The organism is Haemophilus haemolyticus, from assembly GCF_001008205.1.
Classification (GTDB): Bacteria; Pseudomonadota; Gammaproteobacteria; order Enterobacterales; family Pasteurellaceae; genus Haemophilus; species Haemophilus haemolyticus_Q.
The window spans coordinates 64,717-82,717 of the sequence record NZ_LCTK01000020.1 but is presented as its reverse complement, the minus strand read 5'-3'; the positions used below and the strand labels follow the sequence as shown (position 1 = coordinate 82,717).

17 protein-coding genes and 2 tRNA genes are annotated in these 18,001 nt (G+C 37.7%); 7 read left to right on the top strand and 12 right to left on the bottom strand.

Annotation, left to right across the window (positions count from 1 at the left end; translation table 11 throughout):
• Window positions 1-69: 69 nt before the first annotated feature.
• The 4 genes from fbpC to AAX18_RS04735 form a co-directional block, all read right to left on the bottom strand.
• Window positions 70-1,119: a ferric ABC transporter ATP-binding protein gene (fbpC, locus tag AAX18_RS04750; RefSeq protein ID WP_046953135.1), complete on the bottom strand. Its 1,050-nt coding sequence runs from the start codon at window positions 1,117-1,119 to the stop codon at window positions 70-72.
• Window positions 1,120-1,143: 24 nt separating this feature from the next.
• Window positions 1,144-3,201, bottom strand: a complete 2,058-nt coding sequence (locus AAX18_RS04745; RefSeq protein ID WP_046950167.1) for an ABC transporter permease — start codon at window positions 3,199-3,201, stop codon at window positions 1,144-1,146.
• Between the two features lie 63 nt (window positions 3,202-3,264).
• Window positions 3,265-4,299 carry an ABC transporter substrate-binding protein gene (locus AAX18_RS04740; RefSeq protein WP_046953134.1) on the bottom strand — a complete coding sequence of 345 codons (1,035 nt, stop codon included), beginning with the start codon at window positions 4,297-4,299 and terminating at the stop codon, window positions 3,265-3,267.
• Between the two features lie 122 nt (window positions 4,300-4,421).
• Window positions 4,422-5,462, bottom strand: coding sequence for an ABC transporter substrate-binding protein (locus AAX18_RS04735; protein ID WP_005668523.1), 1,041 nt, complete (start codon window positions 5,460-5,462; stop codon window positions 4,422-4,424).
• 166 nt (window positions 5,463-5,628) lie between these two features.
• Here AAX18_RS04735 and udk point away from each other — a divergent pair, with 166 nt between their 5' ends.
• Genes udk through AAX18_RS04715 form a run of 4 tightly spaced genes read left to right on the top strand, consistent with a single transcriptional unit; the run spans window position 5,629 to window position 9,241 of the window.
• Complete coding sequence (gene udk, locus AAX18_RS04730; RefSeq protein ID WP_046953133.1) at window positions 5,629-6,267, top strand: uridine kinase; 639 nt, start codon at window positions 5,629-5,631, stop codon at window positions 6,265-6,267.
• Between the two features lie 8 nt (window positions 6,268-6,275).
• Window positions 6,276-6,863 (top strand): dCTP deaminase, encoded by a 588-nt coding sequence (gene dcd / locus AAX18_RS04725; RefSeq protein ID WP_046953132.1) that lies wholly within the window; start codon window positions 6,276-6,278, stop codon window positions 6,861-6,863.
• Between the two features lie 3 nt (window positions 6,864-6,866).
• Window positions 6,867-8,051 (top strand): hypothetical protein, encoded by a 1,185-nt coding sequence (locus AAX18_RS04720; RefSeq protein WP_046953131.1) that lies wholly within the window; start codon window positions 6,867-6,869, stop codon window positions 8,049-8,051.
• Window positions 8,051-9,241 (top strand): sugar transporter, encoded by a 1,191-nt coding sequence (locus tag AAX18_RS04715; RefSeq protein ID WP_046953130.1) that lies wholly within the window; start codon window positions 8,051-8,053, stop codon window positions 9,239-9,241. The genes AAX18_RS04720 and AAX18_RS04715 overlap by 1 nt, the downstream gene beginning before the upstream one ends.
• A gap of 79 nt (window positions 9,242-9,320) precedes the next feature.
• Here the strand turns inward: AAX18_RS04715 and der are convergent, their stop codons facing one another.
• Window positions 9,321-10,832: a ribosome biogenesis GTPase Der gene (gene der, locus AAX18_RS04710; RefSeq protein WP_046953129.1), complete on the bottom strand. Its 1,512-nt coding sequence runs from the start codon at window positions 10,830-10,832 to the stop codon at window positions 9,321-9,323.
• A gap of 225 nt (window positions 10,833-11,057) precedes the next feature.
• Between der and AAX18_RS09085 the strand changes: the two genes are divergently transcribed.
• Window positions 11,058-11,117, top strand: a complete 60-nt coding sequence (locus tag AAX18_RS09085) for a hypothetical protein (RefSeq protein ID WP_371316032.1) — start codon at window positions 11,058-11,060, stop codon at window positions 11,115-11,117.
• A gap of 133 nt (window positions 11,118-11,250) precedes the next feature.
• Here the strand turns inward: AAX18_RS09085 and AAX18_RS04705 are convergent.
• The 3 genes from AAX18_RS04705 to dnaQ form a co-directional block, all read right to left on the bottom strand.
• A tRNA-Asp gene (locus AAX18_RS04705) sits at window positions 11,251-11,327 on the bottom strand.
• Window positions 11,328-11,350: 23 nt separating this feature from the next.
• Window positions 11,351-11,427 (bottom strand) — tRNA-Asp (locus AAX18_RS04700).
• 87 nt (window positions 11,428-11,514) lie between these two features.
• The gene (gene dnaQ / locus AAX18_RS04695; protein WP_046953128.1) at window positions 11,515-12,285 is read right to left on the bottom strand and encodes a DNA polymerase III subunit epsilon; all 771 of its coding nucleotides are present in this window, start codon (window positions 12,283-12,285) and stop codon (window positions 11,515-11,517) included.
• A 60-nt stretch (window positions 12,286-12,345) separates the two neighbouring features.
• Here dnaQ and rnhA point away from each other — a divergent pair, with 60 nt between their 5' ends.
• Window positions 12,346-12,810, top strand: a complete 465-nt coding sequence (rnhA, locus tag AAX18_RS04690; RefSeq protein ID WP_046953127.1) for a ribonuclease HI — start codon at window positions 12,346-12,348, stop codon at window positions 12,808-12,810.
• 263 nt (window positions 12,811-13,073) lie between these two features.
• Window positions 13,074-14,129: a porin gene (locus AAX18_RS04685; protein WP_046953126.1), complete on the top strand. Its 1,056-nt coding sequence runs from the start codon at window positions 13,074-13,076 to the stop codon at window positions 14,127-14,129.
• Between the two features lie 348 nt (window positions 14,130-14,477).
• Here the strand turns inward: AAX18_RS04685 and AAX18_RS04680 are convergent, their stop codons facing one another.
• The 4 genes from AAX18_RS04680 to AAX18_RS04665 are packed head-to-tail and all read right to left on the bottom strand — an operon-like array spanning window position 14,478 to window position 17,939.
• On the bottom strand, window positions 14,478-15,293 hold the full coding sequence (locus AAX18_RS04680; RefSeq protein ID WP_005637468.1) for a metal ABC transporter permease: 816 nt from the start codon (window positions 15,291-15,293) through the stop codon (window positions 14,478-14,480).
• The gene (locus tag AAX18_RS04675) at window positions 15,286-16,134 is read right to left on the bottom strand and encodes a metal ABC transporter permease (protein ID WP_046953125.1); all 849 of its coding nucleotides are present in this window, start codon (window positions 16,132-16,134) and stop codon (window positions 15,286-15,288) included. The genes AAX18_RS04680 and AAX18_RS04675 overlap by 8 nt, the downstream gene beginning before the upstream one ends.
• A 3-nt stretch (window positions 16,135-16,137) precedes the next feature.
• Window positions 16,138-17,058, bottom strand: coding sequence for an ATP-binding cassette domain-containing protein (locus tag AAX18_RS04670; RefSeq protein WP_032825517.1), 921 nt, complete (start codon window positions 17,056-17,058; stop codon window positions 16,138-16,140).
• Window positions 17,058-17,939, bottom strand: coding sequence for a metal ABC transporter substrate-binding protein (locus AAX18_RS04665; RefSeq protein WP_046953124.1), 882 nt, complete (start codon window positions 17,937-17,939; stop codon window positions 17,058-17,060). Before AAX18_RS04665 ends, AAX18_RS04670 begins: the two co-directional genes overlap by 1 nt.
• Between the last annotated feature and the right edge of the window lie 62 nt (window positions 17,940-18,001).

The following is an 18,001-nucleotide window of genomic DNA, read 5'->3' as shown; positions in this document are numbered from 1 at the left end:
AAAATCCTTCCCCTTAATTGTAATCACAAAAGTGCGGTGAAATTTCACCGCACTTCTTTTATGTCTGTACTACTCTTTCTTCAATAAGAAAATACCGTGATCAGATAAATTTACATAAGCTTGTTTTAAATCGGCATTAAAATCTTCTGGCTTACAATTCACCAATAAATCTTTTCCTGCCCAATTTGCGACGACCTCCCAATGGTTGCCCATATAGACCGCACTTTTAATCTCGCAACGCTGAGCATCACTGCCCTCTGCAGCAAGATAAATTGCTTCTGGGCGAATACCTACTAAGCATTCACCATCGGGTAAATTAAACTGTGCAGCATCTTTTAAAGACACATGATAGCCATTAATATCCACCACGCCATTTTCTAATTTTCCATTGAAAATACTGGATTCACCCATAAAGTTTGCTAAAAACAAGGAATTTGGTCGGAGATAAAGTTCTTTCGCTGGCGCTTTTTGCATAATTTTACCTTTATGCATAACGATAACTTCATCAGATACAGCAAAGGCCTCTGTTTGGTCATGTGTCACATAAAGCGAAGTAATGCCTAAACGTTGTTGCAATTCACGGATTTTTTCACGCATAGAACGACGTAAGTTTGCATCCAAATTACTTAATGGTTCATCAAACAATAGGACTTTTGGTTTCAATACCAAAGCACGAGCCAATGCAACACGTTGTTGTTGACCACCCGAAATTTGATCCACGAAACGGTCTTCAAACCCAGCTAAATCCACCAACTCTAAAGCTTCTTTTACACGTTGAGCACGTTCTTCTTTGCCAATGCCTTGCATTTTTAAGCCGTAGCCCACGTTATCGCCAATGCTCATATGCGGGAATAGCGCATAAGATTGGAAGACGATACAAATATCTCGATTTTGAATAGAGGATTTTGTTACGTCTTCGCCATCAATAAAAATTTGGCCTGATGTTGGATTTTCTAACCCCGCAACCAAACGTAATACGGTGGTTTTTCCACAACCTGAGGGCCCTAACAATGTCACCATCGTGCCACGTTTGATCGTTAAATCTAAATTATCAATGACGACCGCTTTACCAAATGCTTTGGTAATATTTTTTAATACTAAGAAATCATTATTACTCATAATATTTACCTACAACTTAACGAGTTAATTCATTTTTTTCGCTTTAGAACGAGAGATACGTGTATCACCTACAATCCAATCGAAGAATAAAATAATTGCCATCATGACAACAATTAAGATTGAGCCGTACGCAATAGCAACACCGTATTCACCATCTTCAACGCGATTTAGGATATAAGCTGTTGCAACCCGAGTATCTGCTGTCACTAAGAATATAATTGCGCTCACCGTCGTCATTGCACGAACGAAGCTGGTAACAAGTGCGGAAAGCAATGCTGGTTTTAATAATGGCAAGACGATATACCATAAGGTTTTCCAGGAACTCCCTTTTAAAGAAAGCGATGCTTCATCAAGAGATTTATCAAGCTGACCTAACCCTGCAATCGCTGCTCGCATACCGATTGGTAAGTCACGCATAACCATTGAAATAATCACGATAATGCCAGTTCCCGTAATATAAAGTGGCGCATTGTTGAAGGCTAAAATGTAAGAGACCCCCGCTACGGTACCCGGCACGGCAAAACAAAGCATGGTTAAGAACTCAAGGGATTTTTTACCTTGGAAATCTTTACGCACCACAATGTACGCAATCAATAATCCAAAGAATGCAGTTAATGGTGCGGCAATACCTGCATAAATTAAGGTATTAATTAGTGACGGCCACGCTCCATCGCTTAATCCTTGCCCGAATAACATGGCATAGTTTTTCAAGGTTAAAGTGTAATCTACGCCCCAGTTTACAGTGAAGCTTCCGTAGAAAATACTGCCGTAAAGTGCCATGTTAAAGATTACCCAGAATCCAAGCATGCCGATGATTGTATATTTCAAACCAGTTGGAAGATCTTGCACATCACCACGATAAGATTTACCTGAAACGGTGACATAAGAGCGGTTACCAATCCAAATGTATTGAATGATAAAAATCGCTAGAGAGAAAATTAATAATATTGAACCTAAGGTACTTGCTGATGCGTAATCTAATTGCGAACCCGCAATATAGAAATAAATCTGTGTTGCAATCACATCAAAGCTACCGCCCAATACCAATGGGTTACTAAAATCTGCAAGCGATTGGATAAATACAATTAAAAATGAGTTCGCCAATGCGGGGCGTAACAATGGAAAAATAATATTATAAAAAGTTTGATAGCGATTGGCTCGTAACGTATAAGAGGCTTCTTCAATAGAAGGATGTACCGATTTTAATGCGCCATCTAAAATCATAAAAGAAATAGGGGCAAATGCGAGAATCTGAGCAATTGCAATCCCATTAAAACCATACAACCAGTTATGATTGGTGAAACCAAAATTCGTACTTAAAAATTCAGTTACATAACCAGAACGGCCAAGCATTAAAGTTACCCCTAATCCCACAACAAATGGTGGTGTAACAATTGGCAAAATAGAGAAAATTTTTCCGATAAATGCCGTTCTACGAGCGATACGCGTGGTATAAAGCGCGAAGGCTAAACCAAATACAGTAGATACTACGCCCACAAAGCCCGATAAGAAAAGCGAATTGGTAATTACTCGAACAATATAGCTCTGCGTTAAAATACGCATCACTTGTTGTGGCGCAAACGTGTCTCCGTCATAAAACATTGAAACGAAAATCGCCAATGTTGGATAAACGATAAAAAAGAAAATAAGCAAAATAATGCAAAGCAAAGAAGCGATGATAAATTTATCACCTTGCATCACTTTTAGTTTTGCCAATGAAAGTGTTGCTAATGCGGTATATCCCACAAGTAACACGATCACAGAATAACCCATGCTGATTTTGCACACCGTCGCACTGATAAACATAAACAGTACAGAAAGTGCGGTCAAAAATAGCTCTGTTTTTGCTTGGGTTTGCTGTGGCAATCTAAATAACGGCAAAGCACCATACACAATAACGGGCAGGAACCAAGCCCAAGTTAAATTGAAAGAAGCCCAGCCCATTGCATCTAAATATTCATCTGAAGTACTTTCAAACAAACCGTAATCAAGTGCATTGGAAGGCAGAAGCGCAAACGCTAATAAGGATAAAATAATCCAAAAATAAGCAGAATGCATTATGGAAAGTTTTTTTGCGTTCATACAACCTCGCATAGGGTAAAAAAACGAAGCGATATGCGACATATCACTTCGTTAGTGACATCATTATTTGGCTAATTTTACTTCATCAACCCATTTTGTGATTAAGCGTTTACGTAAATCAGTCGCACCGTATTTATCAAAATCATAGTTAATTAAATTAATAGATTTAAAATCTAACGCATAAGGCGATTGTTGTGCAGTAGTGTTGGTTAAAATGGAATACGCCTCACCTTTTTGCCAAGTTAATTCTTGCGCCTCTTTGGATAATGCCCAATCAACAAAAAGTTTCGCATTATCTAAATTTCGAGCTCCTTTAATAACACTCACGCCGCCAATTTCATAGCCAGTACCTTCACAAGGTACAACTAATTCTACTGGTGCGCCTTTCGCTTTTTCTAAAGAATATTCATGCAAGAAACCAATACCAATTGCCGTTTCTCCACGCGCTGTATTACGTGTTGCCGTATTACCAGATTTGGTATATTGCGATACGTTTTTATTCAACTCTTTTAAGAATTTAAACGCCTCGTCTTCTCCCCAAAGTTGCATATAAGTGGCTAGCTGAGTGTAACCCGTACCAGAACTTTGTGGATCTGCCGCTTGAATTTCATTTTTGTAAATTGGGTTAGCTAAATCCTTCCAGCATTTTGGAATAGGTAAATTCAATTTTTTCAACCGTTCTGGATTTACCCCAAAACCTAACACGCCTAAATAAATCGCTGAAGAATAATTCCCTTTCATTTTGGCTGGATCACGGAATTTTTCTACGATCTGAGGAAGATTGGATGATTTATAAGGCTCCAACAAGCCCATTTCCCCTGCTTGAGAATGAGGATCCATCGTTCCACCATACCAAACATCGCCCTGTGGATTATCTTTTTCAGCATCAATTTTCGCTAAAATGGTTCCCGTGCCACCACGAATAAAACTTGTTTTAACATCAAATTTTTTCTCAAATGCCATCGCTTCTTGCTCGCACATCGTATTTTGCGCGCTGCAATAAATGACTAAACGTCCTTTTGCAAAAGATGGATTACTTAATACTAATCCACTTAACATCATACCAGACAGGGTTACTGCGATTTTTGATAGTTTCATCTGATTATAACTCCCTTATGAATGAAAATTTTGCAATCTCTTAGAGGGAAAACGAAATCACATTAAAAATACGAAAAAGTGCGGTCAAAAACTTCAGTATTTTTTACCGCACTTATTCAGCGCTATTTCGCTAATTTAACTTCTTGTACCCATTTTTCAATTAAGGCTTTACGTTGTTCTGTTGCACCGTATTTTTCAAAGTCATAATTGATTAATTTGAGTTTATTTGGATCAAATGCAGTTGGTGATTGTTCTGCGGTCGTGTTAGTTAAGATTTGTAAAGAATCTCCTTGTTTCCAAGCTAATTCTTGGCCTTCTTTTGATAAAGCCCAATCGACGAATAATTTTGCATTATCAATATTACGTGCACCTTTTAAGATACTCACGCCACCTAACTCATACCCCGTTCCTTCGCAAGGCACGACTAATTCTAACGGTGCACCATTGCGTTTTTCTAATGCATAATCATGTAAGAAACCTACCCCAATTGTCGCTTCGCCACGCGCAGAGTTACGTGATGGCGTGATACCCGATTTGGTATATTGAGAAACATTAGGATGCAAGGCTTTTAGGAAATCGAATGCCTCTTTTTCGCCCCATAATTGAACGAAAGTTGCCAATGCTGTGTAAGCGGTACCCGCACTTTGAGGGTCTGCAATTTGAACTTCGCCTTTTAAGCGAGGATCTGTTAGGTCTTTCCAGCATTTCGGCACTTCTTTAATGCCTAATTTTGCCAAACGTTCAGTATTCACACCAAAACCTAAGATCCCCATATAAATTGAGGAAACATAATGACCTTTCGTTTTCGCGGGATCACGGAAACGTTCTACGATTTCATCAATGTGTTTAGACTTATAAGGCTCAATTAACCCTAATTCTGCAGCTTGAGCTTGAGGGTCAAAGGTACCACCAAACCAAACATCCGCTTGAGGGTTATTTTTTTCAGCTTCAACTTTAGCAAAAGTACTGCCTGAACCATTACGAATAAAGGACGTTTTCACATCATATTTTTCGCCAAATGCTTTTGTGGTGGTTTCGCACAAAATATTGGTTGCACTACAGTACACAACTAAACGACCTTTAGCGTTAGCAGAACCAGAAATAGCCAAGCCTGCAGCTAAAAGTGCGGCAGAAACAGAAAGAGAAATTTTGTTGAACTTCATAATAAATACTCCTTATTGGATAGAATGATTCGAATCCTACGTGAAAAAGGCGAATAATACCGTGATGAAGCTCACACTTTTTAAAATTTAAGTGAAAAAATAAACGTGAAATTCACCGCACTTTTACTTATAATTGGCGAAATTTCCCTTACATCAAAACACAATTATGTCAGATTCTTGTATCATCATCGCCATCACTGGCGCATCCGCATCAGGCAAAAGTTCTATCGCCTCTACCGTTCACAAAGAACTCTGTAATGAATTAGGCTGCCAAGAAATTGGTATTATTGCCGAAGACAGTTACTACAAAGATCAAAGCCATTTAGAAATGAGCGAACGCATAAAAACAAATTATGACCATCCAAGCTCAATGGATCGCGATTTGCTCATTCAACATTTAAAAGATTTAAAATCAGGAAAATCTGTTAATGTACCTGTTTATAGCTATGTTGATCATACCCGTACGGGTGAAACCACAACATTTACCCCAAAACGTATTGTGATTTTAGAGGGGATTTTACTGCTTACTGATGAACGCGTTCGTCAACTTGCGGATATTTCCGTATTCGTGGACACGCCATTAGACATTTGTTTTATTCGTCGTTTACAACGCGATATGGAAGAACGTGGTCGCTCCCTACAATCGGTTATTGATCAATATCGCGCAACCGTCCGCCCGATGTTCTTACAATTTATTGAGCCATCTAAACAATATGCGGATATTGTTATTCCTCGTGGTGGTAAAAACCGTATTGCCATCAATATGTTAAAAGCTCAAATCCTTCATTTATTGAATCAAAAATAGGAAATCTTATGCGCCTTTGCGATACTGATATTGAACGCTATCTCGATGATGGCATTATTTCTTTAACTCCTCGTCCAAATAATGACAAAATCAACGGCGCGACAATTGATGTTCGCTTGGGTAATTCTTTCCGCGTATTTCGTGAGCACTCGGCGCCTTTCATTGATTTAAGCGGTCCGAAAGAAGAAGTGTCCGCCCAGCTTGAATCTGTAATGAGCGATGAAATTATTGTGCCTGAAGACGAAGCATTTTTCTTGCATCCAGGTACTTTAGCGTTAGCAACCACACTTGAATCAGTGAAATTACCCGCCAATATTATAGGTTGGTTAGATGGTCGATCTTCTTTAGCGCGTTTAGGCTTAATGGTACACGTCACTGCACACCGTATTGATCCGGGTTGGGAAGGAAAAATCGTGTTAGAATTTTATAATTCAGGGAAATTACCATTAGCATTACGCCCAAATATGGTGATTGGTGCATTAAGCTTTGAAATATTAAGTGGCGAAGCGAAACGACCATACAGTAGCCGCAAAGATGCAAAATATAAAAATCAACAAAGTGCGGTTGCGAGTCGTATTGACGAAGACAAGGAATAATCGATGAAAAAGTTCGCGCTTGGCGTAGGGATCGTCGCTTTGGCGATCTTTTCTTTTTTGTATATCCAACTTTATCGAGTACAAAGTACCATCGATGAACAACTAGCACAACAAAATATTGCGGTTCAATCCGTCAATTTATCTCTATTTCCACCCGCACTTTCTCTTAAAAATATAAAAACTACGCAATTTTCAGTTCAAAAACTTGAGGCTAAACTGAATTTTTTGCCTCTTTTTTATGGCAACGCAAAACTTCACTCACTTAATATTCAACAAATCACTCTCAATCAAAACACACAAAACAGCGCAAATATCTCAATGGATTTAGCGCCGTTTTCCTTAAATCAACTTTTATCCCCAAAAGTAATGTTGAATGCTGAAAGCCATATTCGTATTGAATTTGATAAACCTATATATGGAAATAAAACATTCAATTTTACTTTCAAGAAAGCGAATTTAGATTTTTCAAAATCGAAATCTGCCCTGATTCAATTTGTAGATGCAAGCTTAAATAACCAACCTCTTGGTTATATAGAAACCCACGCAGATTTTACGTCCCCACGCCAACAAATGGTGACTTATATAAAACCACAGTGTGATAACGATTGTTTAGCCATATTGAAATATCAACAAATAGACAATCAAAGTGCGGTAAATTTTTCAGGCAAATATTTCCCGGTTAAACGCTTATTCGCACTATTAAATTTGCCAGAAGTGTTAAGTGGACACGCAGATTTTAATATTGATTTCACATTTTTACATTCACAACTTATTCAAGGAAAGTTAAATATCCTCGCTCAAAATGGTGAAATTCTTGGTGTAAATTTATTGGATATGGTCAGTCAATATTTCCCTATCAATTACAACGGTGATCTGTTACAATACAAAGAATTAAACACTCGCTTTGAACAATTTTACTTACAATTATTTCTCCAACAGAATCAACTTATTGCTGAAAAAATTGAATTAAAAACACCCGCACTTTTGGGGCAAGGGAAAGGCATCATTGATTTACATCGAATGGAATGCAATGTGGATATCAATTTACATTCTACTGATCAACGCTATCAAAATTTGGCACTACCAATTAATTTTTTTGGTAACTGCAGTTCACCACAATATAAAATTAATTTTACGAAGAAATTCCGCCATCAATTAATTGATGCGATTAAAGAAAAGTTACGTTAATGTCGTTATATTTAAAAGCTGAAAAAATCCAATCATGGCGCGTGCTTATTATGGCTTGCGCAGGATTTATTTTTAATACTACAGAATTCGTACCCGTTGCAATGTTAAGCGACATTGCACAAAGTTTTAATATGCAAATCGCCGATACTGGTTTAATGATGACAGTTTATGCGTGGACAGTGCTAATTATGTCTCTACCAGCCATGCTTGCCACAGGCAACATGGAACGTAAAAGTCTGCTTATTAAGCTTTTCATTATATTTATTGTTGGGCATATTTTATCGGTCATTGCATGGAATTTCTGGATATTACTTCTCGCTCGAATGTGTATTGCATTAGCACATTCGGTGTTTTGGTCAATTACTGCCTCACTTGTGATGCGCATCGCACCTAAACACAAGAAAACTCAAGCATTAGGAATGCTCGCTATTGGCACCGCACTTGCCACCATCTTAGGTCTACCAATTGGGAGAATTGTCGGACAGCTTGTCGGTTGGCGGGTCACTTTTGGCATTATTGCGGTACTGGCATTATCTATCATGTTTTTAATTATTCGATTATTACCAAATTTACCCAGTAAAAATGCTGGCTCTATTGCAAGTTTACCCTTGCTTGCGAAACGCCCATTATTACTTTGGCTTTATGTAACAACGGCAATCGTCATTTCAGCACACTTTACCGCTTATACTTATATCGAACCATTCATGATTGATGTAGGGCACTTGGATCCAAATTTTGCCACGGCTGTATTATTAGTTTTTGGTTTCTCAGGTATTGCCGCAAGCCTATTATTTAACAGATTCTACCGACTTGCTCCTACAAAATTTATTGTTGTTTCGATGGGATTATTAATACTCTCTCTCCTACTACTGCTCTTCTCTACTGAAACAATGATAGCAATGTTCAGCCTTGTGTTTATTTGGGGTATTGGCATTTCTTGTATCGGACTATCTCTACAAATGCGCGTACTAAAACTTGCGCCAGATGCAACAGATGTTGCCATGGCTATTTACTCGGGCATTTTCAATGCAGGAATTGGAGCTGGCGCATTATTTGGAAATCTTGCGACAACCTATTTAGGATTAAACGAAATTGGTTATACGGGGGCAACATTAGGTTTAATCGGTTTTATTATTTTTATTACAACGCACTTAAAATATCGCCATACATTTCTTCTGCAAAACAAATAAAAAAATAACCGCACTTTAGTTCTCCAAAAAGAGTTTTAAAAGTGCGGTTAAATCTTTATAAGTTTTATTTATCTCGAATTTAACGTTTCGCTTTCTTAATAAACTTCATCAAACGTTTACGTTTACGTAATTGGTTCGGGGTAAGTTTATTTTTACGCCCCGCAAATGGGTTCGAACCTTCTTGGAAAAGAAGACGAATTGGTGAACCAATAATTTTCAAACTCTTACGATAATAATTAGATAAATAACGTTTATAAGAATCCGGTAATTTATCCATTTGGTTACCATGAACCACTATAATCGGCGGGTTATAACCACCTGGATGAGCATATTTTAATTTAATTCGACGACCGCCAATCATCGGTGGTTGATGCTCATCGGTTGCCATTTGCAAAATACGAGTTAAAAGCGAAGTCGTCATTTTTTGAGTCGCGCAAGCATAGGCTTCTTTAATCGAATCAAAAAGATTACCCACACCGCTGCCGTGCAATGCGGAAATAAAATGCACTCGCGCAAAATCAATAAAATCTAAACGACGATCAAGCTCAGATTTAACCCGGTCTTTCACATCTTGATCTAAACCATCCCATTTATTCACGACGATCACTAGAGAACGACCTGCATTTAAAATAAAGCCGAGCAAAGATAAATCCTGATCAGAAATGTTCTCTCTTGCATCAATAGTCAGCAACACAACATTAGCATCTTGAATCGCTTGCAAGGTTTTAATCACGGAGAATTTTTCCACAGCCAAATGCACTTTACCACGCTTACGCACACCAGCCGTATCAATCAACGTATATTGCTGTCCATCACGCTCCATTGGAATATAAATACTGTCGCGTGTCGTGCCTGGCATATCGTAAACCACCACACGATCTTCACCTAAAATACGATTGGTTAAAGTGGATTTACCGACATTTGGGCGACCAACAATCGCAATCTTAATATTTTTATCTTGCTCTTCTTCCGATTCCTCTAACGCCTCATCAAGCAATGCTGTATCTTCTTCTGAATCAAAATCGAATTCTTGTTCCCATTCGTCTTGTTCTTCCTCAGAAGTGCGGTTATTTTCATCGGAGTTTTCCATTTGTTCCGCAAAAGGCGCAAGTACTTGTTCCATTAACTGAGTGACACCACGGCCTTGTGAGGCTGCAATTTGCTCAATTTCCCCTAAACCTAACTGATAAAATTCAGCACAATGAGAATCCGCATCAATACCATCGGTTTTATTTGCCACCACAATCGTCGTTTTGTTTTGGCGTTGACGTAAGTAATTAGCAATACCAATATCAGCTGCCGTTAAACCCGCTCGAGCATCCACAAGAAAAAGAACAATATCGGCTTCATCAATCGCAAGCAAAGATTGCTCCGCCATTTTTTCTTCTACGCCCTCTTCGGTTCCATCAATACCGCCAGTATCAATAACAATAAACTCATAACCAGCAATATGAGCATGGCCGTATTTTCTATCACGAGTTAGACCAGGAAAATCAGCGACTAACGCATCTCTTGTACGGGTAAGGCGATTAAATAATGTGGATTTTCCCACATTCGGGCGACCGACAAGGGCCACAACTGGAGTTGCCATAAAAAATCTCTTATTTTGTCAAAAATGGCGGCTATTATATCGGAAGTTAAAGGATTGGTAAAAATGATTTCAACAAGGAAAAGAAAAAGCCACAGGATACAATCCTATGGCTTTCTAAACACTGTTTATTTATCTATAACCTAACGTTATAATAATCTCGCTTTCAAGGATTCAGCTTGAAAGCGAGTGTTGCGCTTTTTCGCAACGTTTGAAGAGGATAAAAAGATGATTAAAGTCATTATCCTTGTCGTACTACTATTATTAGTGAGTTTACCGACTTACTAATAACACGACATACTAGGGAGTAGCAGCTCCCTAGTTCTTCAAATCTTAAAAGTTTACTTTATTTTTGTCAAGGATGAAGCAAATTTTAGATACAAAAAAAGCACCGTTAGGTGCTATCTTTATTTATCTTAATTGGCGGAATGGACGGGACTCGAACCCGCGACCCCCTGCGTGACAGGCAGGTATTCTAACCAGCTGAACTACCACTCCGAGGTAAGATATTAATTTTAAATTGGCGGAATGGACGGGACTCGAACCCGCGACCCCCTGCGTGACAGGCAGGTATTCTAACCAGCTGAACTACCACTCCGCTAAGTGGTGCGTATCATAATGACGAACATAAATCTCGTCAATCTTTTTTTATTAAATTTTACTTACCTGCTTAAATTCCAAACGATTAATACACATTATCATTACCAAAGCGTTTATCCCAAAGACAATTATTTCCACTTTTTTTATTAATCATCTTTAATAATTCTAAATGCGCTTGTAGCTCATCATCAGTAGGTTGAAGTAATTTTAAATTGTGCGCAAAATCTACCGCACTTTTTATTTCTTCCGCCGCTTTTTCTTGCACAACATGGATAACTTCAGACTCAACAGATTCTTCTTCATCGAATAAATTTGTTTGCCCCCCCGTCATCATCAAATAAACATCCGCCAAGATCTCGGCATCCAGTAACGCACTGTGCAAAGTACGTTTACTATTATCAATACCTAAACGATCACAAAGTGCGTCCAAATTATTACGTTTTCCAGGATACATCTGACGCGCCATTTGTAGAGTATCTGTCACCAAACAAATATCGCTTGTTTTCACATTAAGGTTAAGTTTACGAAATTCATAATCCATAAATCCAACGTCAAAGGGTGCATTGTGAATAAGCAATTCCGCACCATTAATATAATCCAAAAAATCTTGGGCAACTTCTTTGAATTCTGGTTTATCCGCTAACATTTCATCAGTAATACCATGAACTTTAATCGCATCAGGATCAACAGGGCGATCTGGTTTAATGTAAATATGGAAATTATTACCTGTGTAACGACGATTTATTAATTCAACTGCACCAATTTCAATAATGCAGTGTCCTTCATAATGCGCGCCAAGCTGATTCATACCTGTAGTTTCAGTATCTAATACAATTTGGCGATTGGGATTAATCATTTGTTCAACCTATCTCTTTCCATTAAAATACTTGCCATTCTACACAACAACCTTTTTGTTATGCAAAAACAGATTGAAATTTTTACTGATGGATCTTGCTTAGGTAATCCAGGTGCGGGCGGAATTGGCGCTGTATTACGTTATAAACAGCATGAAAAAATGCTCTCCAAAGGCTATTTTAAAACCACCAATAATCGAATGGAATTACGCGCTGTCATTGAGGCATTAAATGCATTAAAAGAACCTTGCTTGATCACGCTTTATAGCGATAGCCAATATATGAAGAATGGCATAACAAAATGGATCTTTAACTGGAAAAAAAATAATTGGAAAGCAAGTTCTGGAAAGCCTGTAAAAAACCAAGATTTATGGATAGCCTTAGATGAATCCATCCAATGTCATAAAATTAATTGGCAATGGGTGAAAGGTCATGCAGGACACAGAGAAAATGAAATGTGCGATGAATTAGCTAGAAAAGGGGCAGAAAACCCAACACAGGAAGATATTGGCTACATAGAAGAATAATATAGAAAAGTGGCATATCATTCTATTCCCCAATACCTAAAAATATTTATAGATGATACTCAAGCTTCAAAAACAGAACAAAAAACAGACAAAAATATACAAAAAGTGTGATCTCGATCAGATTTCAAGAAAATTAAAATTTTGGAGAGTTGACATCAAAATGCGAATTTGCAATGATTCGCCATGTCTATTTAGGCGGTTGGACAATCTTATATGAAAAGAGTTCAATCATAGATAGTAAACAACCATAAGGAATACAAATTATGAAAAAAACACTTGCAGCATTAATCATCGGTGCATTCGCAGCTTCAGCAGCGAACGCAGCAGTAGTTTACGATAACGAAGGAACTAAAGTTGAACTTGGTGGTTCTATTCGTGTTCAGTTAGAAAAAACTAACAAAGGCGGCAATAAAGCAGATACTAAACGTACTCATTCTGGATTAAGAAATGCTGGTTCTCGTTTAGAAGTTAAAGTAAAACATAATTTAGATAGCGGCTATTACGCATTAGGTCAGTTACAAGTTCGATTTGATGGAAAACAAGGAAATGGCGCTAAAGCCGACGGTTTCGGAGCTTTAGGTACTAGACGTGCGTTCGTTGGATTAGGTCACAAAGAACGTGGTGAACTTACATTTGGTCGCCAATTAACCACAGCAGACTCTTTAAGCACAGCTAACGATTACACCTACGGTATTATTGATAAAGACGCATATATCCCAACAGAAGGTGATTCAGTTATTCGCTATGCTTACAAAGGTATTGATAAATTAGTAATCAGTGCAGACTATTTATTCGCAAATGAACGTGATGCAAACAACGAAGTATTAAGCGGCAAACTTGAAAATGGTTTCCAAGCTGGCGTTGCCTATGAAGATGGCATTATTGCAAAATTTGGTTACGGTCGTACAAATTATAAATCAGCAACATCTCAAAAACACCATGTTGATGGTTTCTTAACTACCTTGGGTTATGATTTCGGTGATGCAATTGTATCTCTTGATGCTGGTTACGCAAATGAAAAAGAAATGGGATACAGCACTAAGAGATTCTATGTATCTCCTGGTTTCCAATACAAAATTACTGAATTAAGTAACGTATACGGTAACTACAAATATGAGCAACAAAAAGAAGAAGATAGTTCAAAAACTAAACAACACGGTTTCTTGTTAGGTGTTGACTATAAACTTCATAAACAAGTTGTAACCTATGTTGAAGGTAAATACCAAGTTACTAAAGGTTATGATGCACAAGGTAATTACGAGCAAAATAGTAAAGTTAAAGACAAAGCTATTGGCGTAGGTTTACGTGTATTCTTCTAATTAAACAATTAGACACTATAAAGGCGAACCGAAGGATTCGCCTTTTTGTTTGCTCTAAAAATAAAAAATCTAGAGTCTTTTTAAAACATTTAAGGCCAATAGATATTACAAAGTATGCGACGTTATTTTATAGTTATTCATTTCGATTTTTCTCTACGTTAAATCCTCACATATATCTATTCAATAAGAGATACCACAAAATTCAGCTAAAGAAGATTTTGAAAATAATGAGGAAAATAAGATAAAGAATGACTTATATAAAATAAATAATTTGTGGAAGTTGAAAGAATATTTCATCGAACAAAAACGGCACAAACTTAAGCTTGTGCCGTTTTTAAAGAAGAGAAATTATCTTGTTTTAATTTTGCTATAAGCTAATGCAATAACAAAAAAGACAGCTTGCAACAGAATAATACAAGCGCCAGTTGACGCATCAAAATGGTAGCTCAATATTACGCCAATTAGACTTGATGTAATGGAACTGACAATAGCAATCCATAACATTTTATCAAAAGATTTTGTGAGCGTAAGTGCGGTAATTCCTGGCGCAATTAACATTGCCACCACCAAAATAACGCCTACCACTTGCATCGTGCTTACAATGGTTAAAGCAAGCAACATTAATAAGCCATAATGTAAAATCTTTGGAGAAAGACCTGCAACACGAGCATGACTAGGGTCAAAACAATAAAGCAAAAAGTCTTTGCGTTTAAAGACAATCATACAAAAAATTATCGCAGAAATAACCGCACTTTGAATAAGCTCTTGATGACTAACACCCAATACATTACCAAACAAAATATGCGTTAAATGCTGTTCTGTTTGAATTTTGGTGAACATAACAAGACCAATAGCAAACATTCCAGAAAATACAATGCCCATTGCGGTATCTTCTTTTATACGACTATTTTCTTTTAAATATCCCACGCCAAGGGAGCAAAAAATGCCTGAAAAAAATGCCCCAATCGCTAAAGGTATTCCTGCCAAATAAGCAAGTACAATACCAGGCAAGACGGCATGGGAAATCGCATCGCCCATTAATGACCAACCTTTCAAGACTAAATAGCAAGAAAGCAATGCACAAATAATTGAAACAATAAATGCGGTCAACAAGGCATTTTGCATAAACTCAAATTGTAGCGGTTCTAAAAGCCAATCAAACATTTTCTACCGCCTTTTTATTGCGAGTAAGTAAGCCATATTTTGGTGAAAATAAAAAAGCAGCTAAAAACAATATGGTTTGCAATGTGACAATCACACCGCCAGTGGCACCATCTAAATAATAGCTAATATAGACCCCAACAAAACTTGTCACCGCCCCTAAAATAATCGCGATGATTGACAAGGTTTTGAATTTATCTGTGAGTAAATATGCTGTCGCACCTGGGGTAACGACCATCGCAATCACTAAAATCGCGCCTACAGTTTGCAAGGCAGCAACCACACAAGCACTTAATAGAGTAAAAAACAAAACTTTATAAAATAATGGCGAAAGCCCTACCGTTCTTGCCTGTGTTTCATCAAAAAAGATAAGTAATAAGTCTTTCCAGAATAATAAAAGCAATACTAAACAAACACCGATGATAATTGCCACTTGGTAAATATCTTCGTCAGCAATGCCTAAAATATTGCCTAAAATGATGCTTTGCACATCTACTGCTGTTGGATTTAAAGAAATGATCAATAGACCTAATGCAAAGAAAGTACTGAAAATAAAACCTATCACAGCATCTTCTTTCAGTTTAGAAATGGATTTAATCCAAAGAATGGAAAGTGCGGCTAAAATTCCAGCAAAAAATGCACCAAGGGCATAAGGCAAAGAAAAGGCATAAGCTATCGCGACACCAGGCACAACAGAATGAGAAAGTGCATCACCAATCAAAGACCAGCCTTTAAGCATTAAATATGAAGACAAAAAAGCACAAATCCCACCCACTGCCGTACTCAAGATCATCGCCTTGAGCATATAATCATAGGAAAAAGGTTCTAATAATAATGCTAACATGCCTTAACCCTCCTCTTTTTTCACCGCACTTTTACAAGGACAGTCTTCGAAATGGCAATCCTGTGTTGTTGGCGCTGGAGGATCTTGCTTAGTTTCGCCATAGAATACAACGGCTTTTTCATCATCTGTTAAGACGGTAACCGCACGTTTATCCTCATCATTATGTAAATTTTCACCCAATAATTTAATATGGCGTAATACCCCACCAAACACAATTTCCAAATTATGTTGGTTAAAGGTATCTTCCGTTTTCCCTGCTGCAATCACCGTACGATTAATCATCACTACTTGATCACAGAAATCTGGGACAGAACCTAAGTTATGAGTTGAGACAAGAATAAGATGACCTTCTTCTCGAAGCTGTTGAAGAAGATCAACAATAGCATTTTCAGTTTTTACATCAACGCCAGTGAAAGGTTCATCCAATAAAATAATTGGACTTTGTTGTGCTAAAGCGCGGGCCAAAAACACGCGTTTTTTCTGCCCGCCAGATAACTCACCGATTTGACGATGTGCGAGATGCTCAATGTTCACTCGCTGCATCGCCTCTTGAACTTTTTGTTTATCAATCGCTTTGGGGATACGAAGGAAATTCATATACCCATAACGCCCCATCATCACGACATCATACACTGACACAGGAAATTGCCAGTCTACTTCTTCAGATTGTGGAACATAAGCAACTAAATTACGTTTCAGTGCTTGGGAAATTGGCAAATCACAAAGCTTGATTTCACCTTGTTGTGGCTTCACAAGCCCCATTATGCTTTTAAATAACGTGGATTTACCACTGCCATTCACACCCACTAATGCACAAATAGTTCCACTGTTTAATGAGAACGTCATATTGTGAATAGCTGTGTGGCCATTGTTGTAACGAACAGTTACATCATTAACCCAAATTGATGTCGAGAAAGAGTCCATTATTTTCCGAATCCTTTAACAATGGTTGATACAGTTACGTTAAGCAAATCAATATAAGTTGGCACTGGGCCTTTTTTCGCTGAAAGTGAATCAACATACAATACGCCACCGTATTTTGCGCCACTTTCTTTCGCTACTTGTTGTGCTGGTTTTGCTGAAATTGTACTTTCACTAAACACAACAGGAATATTATTTTTACGAACTAAATCAATCACTTTACGCACTTGTTGTGGGGTGCCTTGTTGTTCAGCATTAATTGGCCATAAGTAGCCTTCTTTTAAGTTGTAATCTTTCGCCAAATAACTGAAAGCACCTTCACTTGTCACAAGCCAACGTTGAGCTTCTGGAATCTGTGCTAATTTTGCACGAAGTGGCTCATCAAGTTGTTTAATTTTTTGAGCATAATCAGCGGCATTTTTTTCGTACACTGCTGCATTTTGTGGATCGTATTTCACCAATGCATTTTTAATATTTTCAATATAAATTAATGCATTAGATGGCGACATCCACGCATGTGGGTTAGGCGCATCTTTATACGGGCCTTCATAAATAGACAATGGTTGAATACCTTCAGTCACCACTACTGCTGGTTTGTCTTTAATATTTTGGAAGAAACGTTCAAACCAACGTTCCAAATTTAAGCCGTTCCATAGAATTAAATCGGCAGATTGTGCTTTCACAATGTCTTTTGGAGTAGGTTCATATTCATGAATTTCAGCACCTGGTTTGGTGATAGATTCCACTGTAGCTGCATTGCCTGCCACATTTTGCGCGATATCTTGAATCACGGTAAAGGTGGTGACGACTTTGAATTTTGCATTAGCCTGCATTGTAAATAAACCAAGTGCAAGTGCGGTCATAATTTTTAATGAATTTCGCATAAGATGTCCTTATAAAAAAGTATTAGATTGGATGCCTGAATAATCGCTCAACAGCTCAACAA

Bases quoted from the DNA above. Each gene is read 5' to 3' on its own strand.
- AAX18_RS04740 (WP_046953134.1), bottom strand. From the start codon at position 4,299: ATGAAACTATCAAAAATCGCAGTAACCCTGTCTGGTATGATGTTAAGT.
- udk (WP_046953133.1), top strand. From the start codon at position 5,629: ATGTCAGATTCTTGTATCATCATCGCCATCACTGGCGCATCCGCATCA.
- AAX18_RS04745 (WP_046950167.1), bottom strand. From the start codon at position 3,201: ATGAACGCAAAAAAACTTTCCATAATGCATTCTGCTTATTTTTGGATT.
- AAX18_RS04665 (WP_046953124.1), bottom strand. From the start codon at position 17,939: ATGCGAAATTCATTAAAAATTATGACCGCACTTGCACTTGGTTTATTT.
- fbpC (WP_046953135.1), bottom strand. From the start codon at position 1,119: ATGAGTAATAATGATTTCTTAGTATTAAAAAATATTACCAAAGCATTT.
- AAX18_RS04715 (WP_046953130.1), top strand. From the start codon at position 8,051: ATGTCGTTATATTTAAAAGCTGAAAAAATCCAATCATGGCGCGTGCTT.
- AAX18_RS04720 (WP_046953131.1), top strand. From the start codon at position 6,867: ATGAAAAAGTTCGCGCTTGGCGTAGGGATCGTCGCTTTGGCGATCTTT.
- AAX18_RS04735 (WP_005668523.1), bottom strand. From the start codon at position 5,462: ATGAAGTTCAACAAAATTTCTCTTTCTGTTTCTGCCGCACTTTTAGCT.
- rnhA (WP_046953127.1), top strand. From the start codon at position 12,346: ATGCAAAAACAGATTGAAATTTTTACTGATGGATCTTGCTTAGGTAAT.
- AAX18_RS04670 (WP_032825517.1), bottom strand. From the start codon at position 17,058: ATGGACTCTTTCTCGACATCAATTTGGGTTAATGATGTAACTGTTCGT.
- der (WP_046953129.1), bottom strand. From the start codon at position 10,832: ATGGCAACTCCAGTTGTGGCCCTTGTCGGTCGCCCGAATGTGGGAAAA.
- AAX18_RS04675 (WP_046953125.1), bottom strand. From the start codon at position 16,134: ATGTTAGCATTATTATTAGAACCTTTTTCCTATGATTATATGCTCAAG.
- AAX18_RS04685 (WP_046953126.1), top strand. From the start codon at position 13,074: ATGAAAAAAACACTTGCAGCATTAATCATCGGTGCATTCGCAGCTTCA.
- dnaQ (WP_046953128.1), bottom strand. From the start codon at position 12,285: ATGATTAATCCCAATCGCCAAATTGTATTAGATACTGAAACTACAGGT.
- AAX18_RS04680 (WP_005637468.1), bottom strand. From the start codon at position 15,293: ATGTTTGATTGGCTTTTAGAACCGCTACAATTTGAGTTTATGCAAAAT.
- dcd (WP_046953132.1), top strand. From the start codon at position 6,276: ATGCGCCTTTGCGATACTGATATTGAACGCTATCTCGATGATGGCATT.